General features: G+C 70.1%; 15 protein-coding genes. 11 read left to right on the top strand and 4 right to left on the bottom strand.

Going from position 1 to position 17,565, the window contains the following annotated elements; translation table 11 throughout:
• Positions 1–30 precede the first annotated feature (30 nt).
• Together ACTMTU_RS08295 and ACTMTU_RS08290 are read left to right on the top strand one after the other, a co-directional pair.
• Positions 31–1,641, top strand: coding sequence for an MFS transporter (locus ACTMTU_RS08295; RefSeq protein ID WP_441262829.1), 1,611 nt, complete (start codon positions 31–33; stop codon positions 1,639–1,641).
• 149 nt (positions 1,642–1,790) lie between these two features.
• Entirely contained in the window at positions 1,791–2,168 is a 378-nt protein-coding gene (locus ACTMTU_RS08290; protein ID WP_189468186.1) for a peptidase inhibitor family I36 protein, read from the top strand.
• Here ACTMTU_RS08290 and ACTMTU_RS08285 read toward each other — a convergent pair.
• Positions 2,149–2,922, bottom strand: coding sequence for an ion channel (locus ACTMTU_RS08285; protein WP_441262828.1), 774 nt, complete (start codon positions 2,920–2,922; stop codon positions 2,149–2,151). The two genes, ACTMTU_RS08290 and ACTMTU_RS08285, sit on opposite strands and share 20 nt — an antisense overlap.
• Before the next feature lie 70 nt (positions 2,923–2,992).
• Positions 2,993–5,734: a pyruvate dehydrogenase (acetyl-transferring), homodimeric type gene (aceE, locus tag ACTMTU_RS08280; RefSeq protein WP_441262827.1), complete on the bottom strand. Its 2,742-nt coding sequence runs from the start codon at positions 5,732–5,734 to the stop codon at positions 2,993–2,995.
• A 440-nt stretch (positions 5,735–6,174) separates the two neighbouring features.
• On the opposite strand from aceE, the gene ACTMTU_RS08275 reads away from it, so the two are divergent.
• From ACTMTU_RS08275 to ACTMTU_RS08250, 6 genes are all read left to right on the top strand, one after another.
• Positions 6,175–6,615 carry a DUF3052 domain-containing protein gene (locus tag ACTMTU_RS08275; RefSeq protein WP_037774769.1) on the top strand — a complete coding sequence of 147 codons (441 nt, stop codon included), beginning with the start codon at positions 6,175–6,177 and terminating at the stop codon, positions 6,613–6,615.
• A gap of 111 nt (positions 6,616–6,726) precedes the next feature.
• On the top strand, positions 6,727–7,185 hold the full coding sequence (locus ACTMTU_RS08270; RefSeq protein ID WP_441262826.1) for a peroxiredoxin: 459 nt from the start codon (positions 6,727–6,729) through the stop codon (positions 7,183–7,185).
• A 169-nt stretch (positions 7,186–7,354) separates the two neighbouring features.
• Positions 7,355–7,930 carry a TerD family protein gene (locus ACTMTU_RS08265; protein ID WP_159692361.1) on the top strand — a complete coding sequence of 192 codons (576 nt, stop codon included), beginning with the start codon at positions 7,355–7,357 and terminating at the stop codon, positions 7,928–7,930.
• 108 nt (positions 7,931–8,038) lie between these two features.
• On the top strand, positions 8,039–8,614 hold the full coding sequence (locus ACTMTU_RS08260) for a TerD family protein (protein ID WP_005318154.1): 576 nt from the start codon (positions 8,039–8,041) through the stop codon (positions 8,612–8,614).
• Positions 8,615–8,685: 71 nt separating this feature from the next.
• A complete protein-coding gene (locus ACTMTU_RS08255) occupies positions 8,686–9,831 on the top strand; it encodes a DUF475 domain-containing protein (protein WP_441262825.1) in 1,146 nt (381 codons plus the stop codon).
• 109 nt (positions 9,832–9,940) lie between these two features.
• Positions 9,941–10,684, top strand: coding sequence for a TerD family protein (locus tag ACTMTU_RS08250; RefSeq protein ID WP_441262824.1), 744 nt, complete (start codon positions 9,941–9,943; stop codon positions 10,682–10,684).
• Between the two features lie 468 nt (positions 10,685–11,152).
• Here the strand turns inward: ACTMTU_RS08250 and ACTMTU_RS08245 are convergent, their stop codons facing one another.
• Entirely contained in the window at positions 11,153–11,926 is a 774-nt protein-coding gene (locus ACTMTU_RS08245; protein WP_441262823.1) for a TerD family protein, read from the bottom strand.
• A 212-nt stretch (positions 11,927–12,138) separates the two neighbouring features.
• Here ACTMTU_RS08245 and ACTMTU_RS08240 point away from each other — a divergent pair, with 212 nt between their 5' ends.
• From ACTMTU_RS08240 to ACTMTU_RS08230, 3 genes are all read left to right on the top strand, one after another.
• A complete protein-coding gene (locus ACTMTU_RS08240; RefSeq protein WP_441262822.1) occupies positions 12,139–13,302 on the top strand; it encodes an HpcH/HpaI aldolase/citrate lyase family protein in 1,164 nt (387 codons plus the stop codon).
• Between the two features lie 17 nt (positions 13,303–13,319).
• On the top strand, positions 13,320–15,878 hold the full coding sequence (locus ACTMTU_RS08235; protein WP_441262821.1) for a phosphoribosyltransferase: 2,559 nt from the start codon (positions 13,320–13,322) through the stop codon (positions 15,876–15,878).
• A gap of 89 nt (positions 15,879–15,967) precedes the next feature.
• Positions 15,968–16,810 carry an HAD family hydrolase gene (locus tag ACTMTU_RS08230; protein WP_441263159.1) on the top strand — a complete coding sequence of 281 codons (843 nt, stop codon included), beginning with the start codon at positions 15,968–15,970 and terminating at the stop codon, positions 16,808–16,810.
• Positions 16,811–16,915: 105 nt separating this feature from the next.
• Here ACTMTU_RS08230 and ACTMTU_RS08225 read toward each other — a convergent pair whose 3' ends face one another.
• Entirely contained in the window at positions 16,916–17,551 is a 636-nt protein-coding gene (locus ACTMTU_RS08225; RefSeq protein ID WP_441262820.1) for a DedA family protein, read from the bottom strand.
• Positions 17,552–17,565 lie beyond the last annotated feature (14 nt).

The raw sequence follows: 17,565 nt of genomic DNA, 5'->3' as shown, positions 1-17,565 counted from the left end.
ACTGTCAGTCGCTGTCATTAGTCTTCTCGCATGACTAGTCAGACCACCGTCGAAAAGGCGCCGAGGGATCCCCAGGACTCCGCTCCGGCACCGGTCAAGGGGCTTCGCGGCCACCCCTGGCTGACCCTGTTCTCCGTGGCCATCGGCGTGATGATGGTCGCGCTGGACGGCACGATCGTCGCGATTGCCAATCCCGCGATCCAGAAGGACCTCGGCGCCTCGCTCGCCGACGTCCAGTGGATCACCAACGGCTATCTGCTCGCACTTGCCGTGGCACTGATCACAGCCGGCAAGCTCGGTGACCGCTTCGGCCACCGGCAGACCTTCCTCATAGGCATCGCCGGCTTCGCCGCCGCCTCCGCGGCCATCGGCCTGTCCGACTCGATCCTCCTCGTCATCGTCTTCCGGGTGCTGCAGGGCCTCTTCGGCGCCCTGCTGATGCCGGCGGCGCTCGGCCTGCTGCGCGCCACGTTCCCCGCCGAGAAGCTGAACATGGCGATCGGCATCTGGGGCATGGTCATCGGCGCCTCGACGGCCGGCGGCCCGATCGTCGGCGGCCTGCTCGTCGAGCACGTCAGCTGGCAGTCGGTGTTCTTCATCAACGTGCCCGTCGGCATCCTCGCCGTGGTCCTCGGCCTGGTCATCCTGAAGGACCACCGCGCGGAGAACGCCCCGAAGTCGTTCGACATCCTCGGCATCCTGCTGCTGTCGGGCGCGATGTTCAGCCTCATCTGGCCGCTGATCAAGGCCGGCGAGTGGGGCTGGGGCTCCGCCGCCACCCTCGGCTGGCTGGCCGGCGCCGTGGTTCTGTTCGGCCTGTTCGCCTTCTGGGAGAGCAAGGTCGACGAGCCGCTCGTGCCGCTCGCCATGTTCCGGTCCGTCCCGCTCAGCGCCGGCGTGGTGCTGATGGTGCTGATGGCGTTCGCCTTCATGGGCGGCCTGTTCTTCGTGACGTTCTTCCTCCAGGGCGTCCAGGAGATGAGCCCGGTCGACAGCGGTCTGCGGCTGCTGCCGCTCACCGGAATGATGATCGTCTCCTCGCCGCTGGCGGGGGCGCTGATCACCAAGTTCGGCCCGCGTGTCCCGCTGGTCGGCGGCATGGTCTGCACCGCCGTCGCCATGTTCGGCATGACCACCCTCTCCGAGGGGACGGGCACCTTCGCGATGTCCCTCTGGTTCGCGCTCCTCGGCCTCGGCCTCGCGCCGGTCATGGTCGGCGCCACCGAGGTCATCGTCGGCAACGCCCCGATGGAGCTCTCCGGCGTCGCCGGCGGTCTCCAGCAGGCCGCCATGCAGGTCGGCGGCGCGCTCGGCACGGCCGTCCTCGGCGCGGTGATGTCCGCCAAGGTCAGCGCCGAGTTCGCGGCCAACTGGAAGGAGGCGGGCATCCCCGCCCCGGCGGACCCGCGGCTGGAGCAGGCCGCCGAGTTCGGCACCGTCCCCGGCGAACTGGCCCAGGCCCCCGGCATGACGCCGGACCTCGTCACCAGGATCGGTGACGTCATCCACGACACGTTCATGTCAGGCATGGGCCTGGCGTTCACGGTCGCCGGCATCGTCGCGGTCGTCGCGGCCCTGGTGGCCGTGCTCACCAAGCGTGGCGAGAACGCCGAGGCGGGTGCGGGCGCCGCCCACATCTGACGTCAACCGCGTACATCGACAGCCCCGCCGGGCACCCCCCGGCGGGGCTGTCGCCTATCCGGATGATTTCCCCCGCGGCCCCTTCCGCGCTCACGTCACCGCAGGTCAGGGTCGGCCCACCGATTCGTCCGACCACACGGGGGTTCCTCATGCGCAAGACCGTCACCGCCGCCGCCCTGGCCGCCGCCGCACTGCTGCCGCTGCTGCTGCAGCCACCGCAGACCGCGTCCGCCGCGCCACCGCGTCTCGGCGCGTGCGCGGCCGGCGAGCTGTGCCTGTGGGCCGAGAACGACTTCCGCGGCGCTCGCAGCACCCATGAGCTCGCCGGCACCGATATCGAGAGCTGCGTACCGCTGCCGCCGGGCACGTCCGCCAAGGCCCTCGCCAACCGGACCGGCCGGCCCGTCACCACGTACCAGTCCGAGGAGTGCGCGGAGACCGGCGAGTTCGAGACCTACCCCGGCGGCGGCACCTGGCTCCCCAGGTCGCCGTACCGGGTCAGGGCGTTCAAGATCTGGGAGAACTAGGCCCGGGCACCTCGGGCGCGCCGGTCTCCGGGGCGCCCGAGAGCCGCGCCACCTCGGCCCGCAGACCGCGGACCTCCACCGTCAGCGCCTCCAGCAGCGCCGTCTGCCGCCGCTCCTCGGCGTCGTCCCGCTCGAAGCGGGAGATGAACCAGGCGGCGATGTTGGCCGTCACCACACCGAGCAGGGCGATACCGGAGATCATCAGCCCGACCGCCAGCAGCCGCCCGAGGCCCGTCGTCGGCGAGTGGTCGCCGTAGCCGACGGTCGTCATCGTCGTGAACGACCACCAGACCGCGTCACCCAGCGTCTTGATGTTCCCGCCGGGCGCGTCCCGCTCCACCTGGAGCACCGCCAGGGAGCCGAACATCATCAGCCCCACGACCGCGCCGCCCACGTACGTGGTGAGCGTGATCTGCGGGGCCATCCTGGCCCGTCGGCCCACCAGCAGCAGCGTGGAGACCAGCCGCAGCAGCCGCAGCGGCTGCACCAGGGGCAGCAGCACCGCCAGCAGGTCCAGCGGATGGCTGCGCAGGAACAGCCACTTGCCCGGCGCCAGCGTCAGCCGTACGAGGTAGTCCACCGCGAAGGTGCCCCACACCACCCACTCGGCCACCTGGCAGGACCGGTGGACCCAGGACGGGGCTCCGGGGGCGATGATCGGGACCGTGTAGGCGACCGCGAAGACGAGGGCGAGCGCCAGCAGGGGCGTCTGCATGCGCTTTTCCCAGCGGATCTGGGCGGTCTGCTGCTTCATGACAGGAATCGTAAGGACACGCCAGGGGCGGCGGACCACCGGTCCGCCGCCCCTGACGTGCTGATCTTCGCTACGCGTCGCCGCCCGCGGCGCCCGGGTCGGCCGCGGCCACGTCCAGCAGCTGGTAGCGGTCCACCGCCTGCTTGAGCGCGCCGCGGTCGACCTTGCCCTCGCGGGCCAGCTCGGTCAGCACCGCCAGCACGATCGACTGCGCGTCGATGTGGAAGAAGCGGCGGGCCGCGCCACGGGTGTCCGCGAAGCCGAAACCGTCCGCGCCGAGCGACTGGTACGTGCCCGGCACCCAGCGGGAGATCTGGTCGGGGACCGAGCGCATCCAGTCGGAGACCGCGACGAACGGGCCCTCCGAGCCGGACAGCTTCCGCGTCACGTACGGGACGCGCTGCTCCTCCTCGGGGTGCAGCAGGTTGTGCCGCTCCACGTCGACCGCCTCACGGCGCAGCTCGTTCCAGGAGGTCGCCGACCACACATCGGCGCGCACGTTCCACTCCTCCGCGAGGATCCGCTGGGCCTCGAGCGCCCACGGGACGGCCACACCGGACGCCATGATCTGGGCCGGGATGGCACCCTGCTCGCCCTGCTTGAAGCGGTGGATGCCCTTCAGGATGCCCTCGACGTCCACATCGGCCGGCTCCGCGGGGTGCTGGATCGGCTCGTTGTAGACGGTGAGGTAGTAGAAGATGTCCTCGTTCTCCTCGGGGGTCCCGCCGTACATCCTGCGCAGACCGTCCTGAACGATGTGCGCGATCTCGAAGCCGAACGCCGGGTCGTAGGCGACGCAGGCCGGGTTGGTCGAGGCGAGAAGCTGCGAGTGGCCGTCCGCGTGCTGGAGTCCCTCGCCCGTCAGCGTCGTACGGCCGGCGGTGGCTCCCAGGACGAAGCCCCGCGCCAGCTGGTCGGACATCTGCCAGAACTGGTCGCCGGTGCGCTGGAAGCCGAACATCGAGTAGAAGACGTACACCGGGATCAGCGGCTCGCCGTGTGTCGCGTACGCGGAACCCGCGGCGATCAGGGACGCGGTGCAGCCGGCCTCCGAGATGCCGTCGTGCAGCATCTGACCGGTCGGCGACTCCTTGTACGCGAGCAGCAGCTCGCGGTCCACGGCCTCGTACTGCTGACCGAGCGGGTTGTAGATCTTCGCACTCGGGAAGAAGGAGTCCATGCCGAAGGTCCGGTACTCGTCGGGCGCGATCAGCACGAACCGCTTGCCGATCTCCTTGTCCCGCATGAGGTCCTTCAGCAGCCGGACGAACGCCATGGTGGTGGCGATCGACTGCTGACCGGAGCCCTTCTTCACAGCCGCGTACGTCTTGTCCTCGGGCAGCTGGAGCGGCTTCGCGCGTACGATCCGGGTCGGCACATAGCCACCACAGGCCTTGCGGTGGTCGTGCATGTACTGGATCTCCTCCGAGTCGCGACCCGGGTGGTAGTACGGCGGGGGCCCGCTCTCGAGCTGCTGGTCCGTGATCGGGAGGTGCAGCCGGTCACGGAAGCGCTTCAGGTCGTCGACCGTCAGCTTCTTCATCTGGTGCGTGGCGTTGCGGCCCTCGAAGTTCGGTCCCAGCGTCCAGCCCTTGATGGTCTGTGCCAGGATCACCGTCGGCTGGCCCTTGTGGGCCTTGGCCGCCGTGTAGGCGGCGAAGACCTTGCGGTGGTCGTGACCGCCGCGGCCGAGGTGCAGGATCTGCTCGTCGGTCATGTTCTCGACCATGGCGCGCAGCCGCTGGTCGCCGCCGAAGAAGTGCTCGCGGATGTAGGCGCCCGTCTCGGTCGCGTACGTCTGGAACTGGCCGTCCGGCGTGGTGTTCAGCTTGTTGACGAGGATGCCGTCGCGGTCCTGGGCGAGCAGCGGGTCCCAGGAGCGGTCCCAGACCAGCTTGATGACGTTCCAGCCGGCGCCGCGGAACTGCGACTCCAGCTCCTGGATGATCTTGCCGTTGCCGCGGACCGGGCCGTCGAGGCGCTGGAGGTTGCAGTTGACCACGAAGGTCAGGTTGTCCAGGCCCTCGCGGGCGGCGATGGACAGCTGGCCGAGCGACTCCGGCTCGTCCATCTCGCCGTCGCCGAGGAACGCCCACACGTGCGAGTCGGAGGTGTCCGCGATGCCGCGGGCCTCCATGTAGCGGTTCATGCGCGCCTGGTAGATGGCGCCGAGGGGGCCGAGGCCCATGGAGACCGTGGGGAACTCCCAGAAGTCCGGCATCAGCCGCGGGTGCGGATAGCTGGACAGCCCGTACGGCTCCTTGGACTTCTCCTGCCGGAAGGCGTCCAGCTGCTGTTCGCTGAGCCGGTCCAGCAGGAAGGCGCGGGCGTAGATACCGGGGGACGCGTGCCCCTGGAAGAAGATCTGGTCGCCGCCCTTGCCGTCGTCCTTGCCCCGGAAGAAGTGGTTGAAGCCCACGTCGTACAGGGAGGCGGAGGAGGCGAAGGTGGCGATGTGGCCGCCGACGCCGATACCGGGGCGCTGCGCGCGGGAGACCATCACCGCGGCGTTCCACCGGGTCGCGTTGAGGATCTTGCGCTCGATCTCCTCGTTGCCGGGGAAGAACGGCTCGTCCTTGGTCGCGATGGTGTTGACGTAGTCCGTGCTGCGCATCTCGGGCACGGCGACGCGCTTCTCGCGCGCCCGCTCGATCAGGCGGAGCATCAGATAGCGGGCCCGCTCACGGCCCCGCTCGTCGACGGCGGCGTCGAGGGAGTCCAGCCACTCCTGGGTCTCTTCAGGATCGAAGTCCGGGACCTGGCTGGGAAGGCCGCCAATGATGATCGGGTTGCGATCTGATCCGGAAGCCACGCTGTTCCTTCGCTGTTCGGAGGTACTGGGTCGGCAAAGCTGTCGCACCGCCTCCCATCGTGTACCGCTGGGAGCCTCGCGTCATCTCTACCGGGAGGTAACCCTCGATCTCGGCGACATCCGGCCCCGGACCGGCGGGCGGACGGGGCCGGATCGTACCTTTACGCCCGACCCGTCCACGCGTTTCGTTCGGTCGTTCGGTTCCTATTGAGATGTGAAAGGGTAGGAATGCCGCGTACGCGGCCGAAGGGTGTGGTCACGATCGTGGCGGGGACCCGTCGCTTGCCTGGAGTTGCGCCGAGACGGCCGCAAACGTCACCGTTTCGGCGGTCTGGACGGCCGGGTACTTGCGCGATCCGCCCCGCCCGTGTGGACTACGGCCAATGCTGCGCGTACGCGCGTGGCCGAAGCATTTGTCGAAAACGATCAGGAGGCAAGCCGTGAGCGCGACCGCGGACCACGCGGAGGAGCGGACCAACCCGGCAGCAAGGCTGGGGTTCGAGCCCGGACAAGTGGTCCAGGAGATCGGCTACGACGACGACGTCGAGCAGGAGCTCCGTGAGGGCATCGAGGCCGCTACCGGCCAGGAACTCGTCGACGAGGACTACGACGACGTCGCTGACGTCGTCGTGCTGTGGTTCCGCGACGAGGACGGGGACCTCACCGACGCACTGGTGGACGCCATCGGTCTGATCGACGAGGGCGGGGTCGTCTGGCTGATGACTCCCAAGACCGGCCGTGACGGCTATGTCGAGCCCAGCGACATCAACGAGGCCGCACAGACGGCGGGTCTCTCCCAGACGAAGAGCATCAACGCCGGCAAGGACTGGAGTGGCAGCCGGCTGGTCACCCCCAAGGGGGCGAAGTCGGGGAAGCGCTGAGCCGCCGAGCGGCGAAGGACAGACAACAGGCCCCCACCGGCACCGCCGGTGGGGGCCTTCTGCGTAGGCTGGCCCTCTACCGGACGGGCACACAGAAGGGAAGCTTTCTCCATGGCGATCGAGGTCGGCGACAAGGCGCCGGAGTTCGAGCTCAAGGACAACCACGGCCGCACCGTCGCGCTCTCGGACTTCCGGGGCGAGAAGAACGTCGTACTGCTCTTCTACCCCTTCGCCTTCACCGGCGTGTGCACCGGCGAGCTGTGCGCCCTGCGCGACGAGCTGCCGAAGTTCGTCAACGAGGACACCCAGCTGCTGGCCGTCTCCAACGACTCCATCCACACCCTGCGCGTCTTCGGCGAGCAGGAGGGCCTCGAGTACCCGCTGCTCTCCGACTTCTGGCCGCACGGCGAGACCTCCCGCGCCTACGGCGTCTTCGACGAGGAGAAGGGCTGCGCGGTGCGCGGCACCTTCATCATCGACAAGGAGGGCGTGGTGCGCTGGACGGTCGTCAACGGCCTGCCGGACGCCCGCGACCTGAACGACTACGTCGCGGCGCTGGACGCCCTCTGAGCCGCGGCGTTCGCCGCACGTGCGTCGTCCCGGTCCCGTCCGGGCACGTTCGCGCGAACCGGCGCGCGAAAGCCTGTTTTGCGCGGGAACCGGTCACTAGGATCCTTTCGTTGATCCGATAGCCATGCACGACGGGGGCGCTGCCCCTGAAACAACAATGGAGGGACTCGTGGGAGTCAGCCTCAGCAAGGGCGGCAACGTCTCGCTGACCAAGGCCGCGCCGAACCTGACCGCGGTCACCGTGGGCCTGGGCTGGGATGTCCGGACCACCACCGGCACCGACTTCGACCTCGACGCCAGCGCCCTGCTGACCAACGCCGAGGGCAAGGTCACCAACGACGGCAACTTCGTCTTCTTCAACAACCTCAAGAGCTCCGACGGCTCCGTCGAGCACACCGGTGACAACCTCACCGGTGAGGGCGAGGGCGACGACGAGCAGATCAAGGTCAACCTGGCCGCGGTCCCCGCCGACGTCGACAAGATCGTCTTCCCGGTCTCGATCTACGAGGCCGAGAGCCGCCAGCAGTCCTTCGGCCAGGTGCGCAACGCGTTCATCCGCGTCGTCAACCAGGCCGACAACAACGAGCTCGCGCGCTACGACCTGAGCGAGGACGCCTCGACCGAGACCGCGATGGTCTTCGGCGAGCTGTACCGCAACGGCCCCGAGTGGAAGTTCCGTGCCATCGGCCAGGGTTACGCCTCGGGCCTGCGCGGCATCGCGCAGGACTTCGGTGTGAACGTCTGAGTCAGGCACAGCAGTTTCCACGTCCGGCGCCGCACACAGTGCGGCGCCGGACGCGCCTGGGGCCGAACAGGCCCCGCAGCAAAGCCATCCAGGGGAGGACTCACCAACATGGGCGTCACACTCGCCAAGGGAGGCAATGTCTCCCTCTCCAAGGCCGCACCCAATCTCACCCAGGTGCTCGTAGGGCTCGGCTGGGACGCGCGCTCCACCACCGGCGCACCCTTCGACCTCGACGCCAGCGCGCTGCTCTGCCAGAGCGGACGGGTCCTCGGCGACGAGTGGTTCGTCTTCTACAACCAGCTCAAGAGCCCGGACGGCTCCGTCGAGCACACCGGTGACAACCTCACCGGTGAGGGGGACGGTGACGACGAGTCCCTCCTGGTGGACCTCGCCAAGGTGCCGGCCAACGTGGACAAGATCATCTTTCCGGTCTCCATCCATGACGCCGACAACCGCGGCCAGACCTTCGGCCAGGTCAGCAACGCCTTCATCCGCGTCGTCAATCAGGCCGACGGGCAGGAGCTGGCCCGCTACGACCTCAGCGAGGACGCCTCCACCGAGACCGCGATGATCTTCGGTGAGCTCTACCGTTACGGCGGCGAGTGGAAGTTCCGGGCCGTGGGGCAGGGGTACGCGTCGGGGCTGCGGGGCATCGCTCTAGACTTCGGGGTCAACGTTTCGTAAAGCCGCGTGCGGCGCGGGGGAGAACCTCCCCCAGGCTTCACCCGGGGGACAATTACACGATTGGGTAGCCAGTGGTTCTGAAAACCTTCGGCTGGTCGTTCGCCGTCACGGCGCTCGGCCTCGCATTCGCCGCCTGGCAGTGGGGCTGGGAGGCGTTCGGGATCGTACTGATCCTGTCGATCCTCGAGATCTCGCTGTCGTTCGACAACGCGGTTGTCAACGCCGGAATCCTCAAGAAGATGAACGCCTTCTGGCAGAAGATCTTCCTGACGATCGGCATTCTTATCGCGGTCTTCGGCATGCGGCTGGTCTTCCCCGTCGTCATCGTCGCCATCAGTGCCAAGGTCGGGCCGATCGAAGCGGTCCAGCTGGCCATGGACCAGCCCGACAGGTACGAGGACCTGGTCACCGACGCACACGCGGCGATCGCCTCGTTCGGTGGCATGTTCCTGCTGATGATCTTCCTCGACTTCGTCTTCGAGGAGCGCGAGCACAAGTGGCTGGCCTGGCTCGAGCGGCCCCTGGCCAAGCTCGGCAAGGTCGACATGCTGTCGGTCTGCATCGCGCTGATCGTTCTGCTGGTCACCGCCATCACCTTCGCCACCAACGCGCACACCAGCACCGGTCACGCCGACAAGTCGGCCACCGTGCTCCTCTCCGGCGTCGCCGGTCTGATCACGTACCTCGTCGTCGGCGGTCTCTCCGGCTACTTCGAGGACAAGCTCGAGGAAGAGGAGGAACGTGAGCACGAGGAGGAGGAGAAGGCCAAGCGGGAGGGCAAGCAGGTCTCCGCGGTCGGCCTCGCCGGCAAGGCGGCGTTCTTCCTCTTCCTGTACCTCGAAGTCCTCGACGCGTCGTTCTCCTTCGACGGCGTGATCGGCGCGTTCGCCATCACCAACCACATCTTCTGGATGGCGCTCGGCCTCGGTATCGGCGCGATGTACGTCCGGTCCCTCACGGTCTACCTGGTCCGCCAGGGCACCCTCGACGACTACGTCTACCTGGAGCACGGCGCCCACTACGCGATCGGCGCGCTGGCGGTCATCCTGCTCATCACCATCCAGCACGAGATCAGCGAGATCATCACCGGCCTCATCGGCGTGGTGCTGATCGCGGCCTCCTTCTGGTCCTCGCTGCGCCGGAACAAGGCGCTGGAGAACGGCGAGGGAAAAGCCGGCGGTCCGGAGGAGAAGGCTGAGGTCTCCTCCGGGGTGTGACGCCCACACCATTGAGGAACGCTTCCTTGCGGGGCGGCCGGGTGCTCCCGGCCGCCCCGTCGCGTTATCCGCGGAACACCGGACGACCAGTGACAACTAGGGGTGGGGCATGGCCATCTGGGACAACCTGTGGCGGGGCAGGGCTGCGCAGTTCGACTCGGGCAGCGCCGCCTCCAACTCCATCGAGCTGACCAGGCGGAATCCGTCCGTATCGCTCAGCAAGCAGGGCGCCGCGAGCGGCAACCTGCGGGTCAACCTCTCCTGGCGGATGCGTTCCTCCGACATCGAGGGCCGCTCCCGGCAGAGCGGCAGACTGCTGCGCAACCCCCTGAAGCTCTTCCAGCCGGACGTCGTCCAGGCGCACACCCAGGGTGTGGTCAACGTCGACCTCGACCTGGGCTGCCTGTACGAACTGACCGACGGCAGCAAGGGCGTGGTCCAGCCGCTCGGCAGCTTCTTCGGCGACCTGAACGGCCCGCCGTTCGTGAAGCTCAGCGGCGACGACCGGTTCGGCGCGCCCTCGGGGGAGACGATCTTCGTCAATCTCGACCACCGGGAATCGATCAAGCGGCTGCTGTTCTTCGTCTACATCTACGACCAGACCCCGGCCTTCGACCGCACACACGCCCACGTCACGCTCTATCCGAGCAACGGCCCGCGCGTCGAGATAGAACTCGACGAGCGCGCCCCGCAGGCGCGTTCCTGTGCGGTGTTCTCCGTGGAGAACACGAAGGGCGACCTGACGGTGCGCCGCGAGGTGAAGTTCGTCTACGGCTTCCAGGCGGAACTGGACCGCCTGTACGGCTGGGGCCTCCAATGGGGCCGCGGCTACAAGTCCCAGTCCCGCGCGTAGCCCTCACCGGGCGGGCCTGACTCTCGCTCGGTGGGCCTCGCGAAGGTGAGCTCGACCTTCGCCGGGGGCTGGGGGGCATTTTCAGCCTCGCCGGCGATTGAGGCGCGGGGTCCGGGGCGGAGCCCCGCAACCGGGCCGCGACGCGGGTCGGTCGGCCGGGCTTGCTCGCCGCGGAGGACCGGCACCCGCCGGGGCGGGCCTGGTCGGCCGGGGGCTTGCTGTCCGCGGAGGACCGGCAGCCGCCGGGCGGCTTTGCCCTCGGCAGGCGAGCTCGACGTTCGCCGGGGCGTTGGGCAACCCCGTGCTGGCCCTCGGAGGGGTGCGTCCCTGGGGCGAGGGGGCATTTTCAGCCTCGCCGGCGATTGAGACGCGGGGTCCGGGGCGGAGCCCCGCAATCCGGCCCGGTCGCGGGGGCTCGTGCCGGACCGGGCTACGTGCGTGGGAACTGCGGCGGCCCGGCCAACGGGGCTACGGGCGCTGGAACTGCGGCCCCATCGGCGGCAGCCGGAAGCTCGGGTCGGGGGCGTACGCCGCCGCCGCAGCCGGCTGCGGATAGCCGTACGCGGGCTGCGGCGCCGCCGGCACGTACGCGGGCGCGGGCTGCGTCACGTCCGACGGCGGATAGCCGTACGACGGCGCGGCCTGCGCAGCAGGCGTAGAAGGCTCGGCAGGCGCCACAGGCGTCTCCGGCGCCTCCGCCTCCTCCACCGAGATCCCGAACGCCGTCGCGAGCCCCACCAGCCCCGTCGGGTAGCCCTGCGCCACCGCGCGGAACTTCCAGCCGTCGCCGCGCCGGTACAGCTCACCGCAGATGATCGCCGTCTCCTCGCCGGTCTCCGGCTTCACGTCGAAGACGGCCAGCGGCTCCCCACCGGCCGGCGCGGCGGCGTCGTGGAGAAGTATCCGCAGGTCATGTACGTGCTCGAAGGTGCCGCCGTCCGACGACGCCGCGATCACCACCTGGTCCACCGACGGGTCCAGCGCGGCCAGGTCGGCCTCGACCGTGTCGGTCAGATGGTCGCCGACGTGCTTCTTCGGCAGCCGCCGCACCAGCCCGGACGGATGCCGTGGCTGGTTGTAGAAGACGAAGTCCTCGTCGGAGCGCACGCGGCCGTCACCGCCGAGCAGCAGGGCCGAAGCGTCGACGTCGGGGACCGCCGTGCCCGGCGTCCAGCGCAGCACGGCCCGTACGGCCGTGGCATCAAGAGGGACGTTCGAGCCCTTCAGCATCGCGTGCGTCATACCGGTCATCCTGCCTGGCCGAGGGGCCCCGGGACAACGCGGGGCCCAGTTCCCGCACGTGCCGCACCCGGCGCGGACACCTTCACGGCAGGGGCGAGAAGCGGACGAGTTACCCGGAGTTCATGCACTTGGGGAACTCTGGACACCTGTGCTTACGTACTATTACCGGCCACATGTTGTCAGGCCCGAAGCGGCAGTACGGGGGATCTCTTATGCGTCATTTCGGGCACATCCCGCCCGCGGAAAGGGCGAGGCTGTTCCACCAGGAGCCGTGCGACTTCGACGCGGACTCGCCGACCCGGACGCTGGCGGCAGCCCTGGGCGCGACTCTCTACAGCCCGGCCACCCGGCCGAAGCTGGCCGACGACGTGCTCAAGCAGGCGGCGCGCGGGGTCGTCTCCATGGTGCTGTGCCTGGAGGATTCCATCGACGACGCCGACGTCGTCGACGGCGAGGCGAACCTCGTCCGGCAGTTCGCCGACCTCGACGCGCGGGGCGTCGAAGTGCCGCTGCTGTTCATCCGGGTCCGCACCCCCGACCAGATCCCGGACCTCGTGAGACGCCTGGGGCCGTCGGGACGGCTGCTGTCCGGATTCGTGCTGCCGAAGTTCACCGACGAACGCGGCGCCCCGTTCCTCGAGGCCCTCGTCACCGCCGAGGCCGCCGGTGGGCGGCGGCTGTTCGCGATGCCCGTCCTGGAATCGCCCGAGCTGCTGCACCTGGAGACCAGGACGGAGGCGCTCACCGGCATCGCGCGCACCGTCGACAAGTACCGTGACCGGGTCCTCGCCCTGCGGCTCGGCGTCACCGACTTCTGCTCCGCGTACGGGCTGCGCCGCTCGCCCGACATGACCGCCTACGACGTACGGATCGTGACGTCCGTGATCGCCGACGTGGTCAACGTGCTCGGCCGCTCCGACGGCACGGGCTTCACCATCACCGGGCCGGTCTGGGAGTACTTCAGGTCCCAGGAGCGCATGTTCAAGCCGCAGCTGCGCCGCAGCCCGTTCCTCGAAGGGCGGGCCGAGGAGCTGCGCAACGCGCTCATCGAGCACGACCTCGACGGACTGCTCCGCGAGATCGAGCTGGACCGGGCCAACGGCCTGATGGGCAAGACCTGCATCCACCCCTCCCACGTCCTGCCCGTGCACGCGCTGTCCGTGGTCAGCCACGAGGAGTTCAGCGACGCGCAGGACATCCTGCGCCCGGAGCGCGGCGGCGGCGGGGTGCTGCGCTCGGCGTACACGAACAAGATGAACGAGGTGAAGCCGCACCGCGCCTGGGCCGAGCGGACCCGCCTGCGCGCCGAGGTCTTCGGTGTCGCCAAGGAGGACATCGGCTTCGTGGAACTGCTCGCGGCCGGGCTCACCGACTGATGACGCCGAAGGGACCGATGACGACGAGGGGCGAAGAGAACGTGGTGTGGTCGGGAAGCTGGGTCGCGGAGCGGCTGGGAGTCTCCCTCGTCGGCGACGAGGGACTCCAGGAGCTGCTGGGCCTCGCCCTGCGCCGCAACCCGAAGCGGGCGCACCTGCTCGTGTCGAACGTGCTGGGCAAGCATGTGCCCCAGCAGCCGCTGGTGGTCTGGCGCGCGGGGCACGACCTCGGCGTGCGGGTCCGCGACCTGCTCGGCACGGACGAGTGCCGGCGCGCGGTCGTCCTCGGCTACGCGGAGACCGCGACCGGGCTGGGCCACGCCGTCGCGGACGGCATCGGCCTCGCACCCTATCTGCACTCCACGCGCCGCCCCGTCGAGGGCGTGGCGACCGCGGGCGGCTTCGAGGAGTCCCACTCGCACGCCACCTCCCACCTGCTGCTGCCCGAGGACCCGGGGCTGCTGGGCCGGCCCGGCCCGCTGGTCCTCGTCGACGACGAGTTCTCCACGGGCAACACCGTCCTCAACACCATCCGCGACCTGCACGCCCGCTACCCGCGTGAGCGGTACGTGGTCGTGGCTCTGGTCGACATGCGTTCCGCGTCCGACCTGGGCCGGCTGGACGCGTTCGCCGACGAGATCGGCGCCCGCGTCGACCTGGTGTCCATGGCCTCGGGCACGATCCGCCTCCCGGACGGCGTCCTGGAGAAGGGCCGGGCCCTGGTCGCGGCGCACGAGCGGGCACCGGCGGACGCCGCTGCCACGCCGGTCCCCGCGGGCGCCGGCGCGGCCCGGCACACGCGGGTCGAGCTCGAGTGGCCCGCCGGCGTCCCCGACGGCGGCCGGCACGGCTTCACGCCCGAGCACCGCACGGCCCTGGAGGCCGCCCTGCCCGGCATGGCGGCCCGGATGGCGGAGGCCCTCGGCACCGCGCCGGCCGCCCCGGACACGGGCGGAACCCGCCGGGTCCTGGTCCTCGGCAACGAGGAGCTCATGTACGTGCCGCTGCGGCTGGCCGTGGCCCTCCAGCAGAACGGCCACGCCGGGACGGCCCCGGAGACCGTGGCGCGGAGCGCTGCCGCACAGGCGGCCCGTACCGAGGTGTACTACTCCACCACCACCCGCTCGCCCGTCCTCGCCGTCGACGACCCCGGGTACGCGATACGCACCCGGCTCGTCTTCCCCGCCCACGACGACCCGGTCGACGGCCCCGGCGAGCGCTATGCGTACAACGTGGCCGGTGCCGGCTTCGACGCCGTCGTCGCCGTCGTCGACTCGACGGCCGACACCGACCGGCTGCACGCACCCGACGGCCTGCTGGCCCAGCTCGCCGCCCACACCGGGCACGTCGTGCTCGCCGTCGTCCCCAGCTACGTACCGGGAGTCCCCGGCCACGTACCGGACCATCACGCGCCCGAAGGACCTGAAAGGCCCTCCATGCTGCCCCAGCCGCTCCGCGGACCCGCCTTCTCCTCCTACGCGCCGGAGGAGGTCGGCTGGCTGCTCCAGGACCTCTCGGAGGTGGAGCTCGAGGCACCCACGGAGGAGCGCGAGGAAGCCATCCAGAGCGGCGGCGCGCACTACGCCGAGTCGCTGCCCGTCGAGTACCAGCCCGACGAGCAGTACCAGCGACTGTTCGAGACGGCGCTCACCGCCTCCGCCGCACGCATCGCCCGCGCCGTCGGAACCGTCACCGACACCGTCCTCGCCGAGCGGACGCCGCGCCCCGTGCTCGTCTCGCTGGCCCGCGCCGGCACACCCGTCGGCGTGCTGATGCGCCGCTGGGCCCAGCACCGGCACGGCCTGGACCTGCCGCACTACGCCGTGTCCATCGTGCGCGGCCGCGGCATCGACGCCAACGCCCTGCGCTGGCTCGCCGAGCACCACGACCCGGCCGACGTCGTCTTCGTCGACGGCTGGACCGGCAAGGGAGCGATCACCCGCGAACTGGCAGAGGCCCTGCGGGACTTCCCCGGCTTCGACCCCGAGATCGCGGTCCTCGCCGACCCCGGCGGCTGCGTGCGCACCTACGGCACCCGCGAGGACTTCCTCATCCCCTCCGCCTGCCTGAACTCCACGGTCTCCGGCCTGATATCGCGCACGGTCCTGCGGGCCGACCTGATCGGTCCCGACGACTTCCACGGCGCGAAGTTCTACCGCGAACTCGCCGGTTCCGACGTCTCCGGCCACTTCCTCGACACCGTCGCCGCCCGCTTCGACGAGGTCATGTCCGCCGTCGACGCCGACGTGAAGGAACTCCTTTCCGCGGACCGCACCCCCACCTGGGAGGGCTGGGGAGCCGTGGAGCGGATCAGCGAGGAGTACGGCATCCACGACGTCAACCTCGTCAAGCCGGGCGTCGGTGAGACCACCCGCGTCCTGCTGCGCCGCGTCCCCTGGAAGATCCTCGCGAGCCGCGGCGCCGGCGCCGACCTCGACCACGTACGGCTGCTGGCGGAGCAGCGCGGCGTACCGGTCGAGGAGGTCGACGAACTTCCCTACAGCTGCGTCGGGTTGATCCACCCCAAGTACACCCGCGGCGCCACGGGCGCCGACGGCAGGGCGGTGACGAAGTGACTGCCCACCCGTCTCCCACCACCGCCCTTTCACAGAGGCGCTCCGCGCCGCCCCTCTGCCTCGTCGCCAGCGACCTCGACCGCACCCTCATCTACTCGAACGCGGCGCTCGGCCTCGGCATGCCCGACGCGGTCGCACCCCGGCTGCTCTGCGTCGAGGTGCACGAGCACAAGCCCCTGTCGTACATGACGGAGCGGGCGGCGGGGCTGCTCACCAAGCTCGCGCAGGACACCGTCTTCGTACCGACGACGACCCGCACCCGCAAGCAGTACCAGCGCATCAGCCTGCCCGGCCTGCCGCCCAAGTACGCGATCTGCGCCAACGGCGGGCATCTGCTGGTCGACGGCGTCAGCGACCGCGACTGGCGCGAGGCGGTCGCCGCCCGGCTCGCCGCGGAGTGCGCACCCCTCGACGAGATCCGGGCCCATCTGAACAGGACCGCCGACCCGGCCTGGCTGCGCAAGGAACGCGTCGCGGAGGACCTCTTCGCATATCTCGTCGTCGAGCGGCAACTGCTGCCGGACGAGTGGGTCAGGGAACTCGGCGTGTGGGCGGAGGCCCGCGGCTGGACCGTCTCCCTCCAAGGCCGCAAGATCTACGCCGTCCCCAAGCCGCTCACCAAGAGCGCCGCCGTGCGCGAGGTCGCCCGCCGCACCGGGGCCGGGCTGACGCTCGCCGCGGGTGACTCCCTCCTCGACGCCGACCTGCTGCTCGCCGCCGACCTGGCCTGGCGGCCCGGACACGGTGAACTCGCCGAGGCAGGCTGGGGGGCCGAACACGTCGTCGCGCTGCCGCAGATGGGCGTCGCGGCGGGCGAGGAGATCCTGCGGCTGCTGCGGCAGGAGGCACGCCGGTTCCGCCGCGAACGGCAGGGCATCGACTCCGTCGTCATCCCGCCTCCGGTGGGAGGCGTGGGCTCGGCCCCGGCGTGATCCCGCGCGGGGCGGGAGGTGCCGGATCGGCCGGGGCGCGACCCTGCCCCGGTCGGCGGTGTCGGCTCGACGCCGTCGTGGTCCCGCGCCCGCGGGAGGGACGGCTCAGCCCCGGCGTGATCCCGCGCCGGGCCTGAGCAGCCGCACGGCCGCGAACAGCAGGACGGCCACCACGGCGGCAGCGACCACCGCCTTCGAGTAGGCGGAGACGTAACCGGTCACGTCCTCCCACCTCTCGCCGAGCGTGTGACCGGCGAGGACGAAGACCGTGTTCCAGATCGCGCTGCCGAGCGTGGTGAGCGTCAGGAACAGGGGCAGCGACATCCGCTCCACCCCGGCCGGCACGGAGATGAGAGAGCGGAAGATCGGGATCATCCGCCCGAAGAACACCGCCTTCGCCCCGTGCCGGGCGAACCACGCCTCCGTACGCTCGATGTCCGCGACCTTCAGCAGGGGCAGCCGGGCCGCGATCGCCACCGTACGGTCCCGCCCCAGCAGCGCCCCGATCCCGTACAGCGCCAGAGCGCCGGTCACGGACCCTGCCGTCGTCCACAGCAGTACGGCGACGAGCCCCATCTGCCCGCTGCTCGCGGCGAAACCCGCCAGCGGCAGGATCACCTCGCTGGGCAGGGGAGGGAACAGGTTCTCCAAGGCGATGGCGATCCCCGCCCCCGGTGCGCCGAGGGTTTCCATCAGGCTGTTGATCCAGCCCGGTGCGCTGCTTTCGATGCCGCTGCTCATGCCCCGAACGCTAG

Source organism: Streptomyces sp. OZ13 (genome assembly GCF_052068155.1).
In the GTDB taxonomy this organism is placed as follows: domain Bacteria; phylum Actinomycetota; class Actinomycetes; order Streptomycetales; family Streptomycetaceae; genus Streptomyces.
The sequence above is the reverse complement of the archived record's forward strand: the minus strand, read 5'-3'. Positions and strand labels throughout refer to the sequence as shown.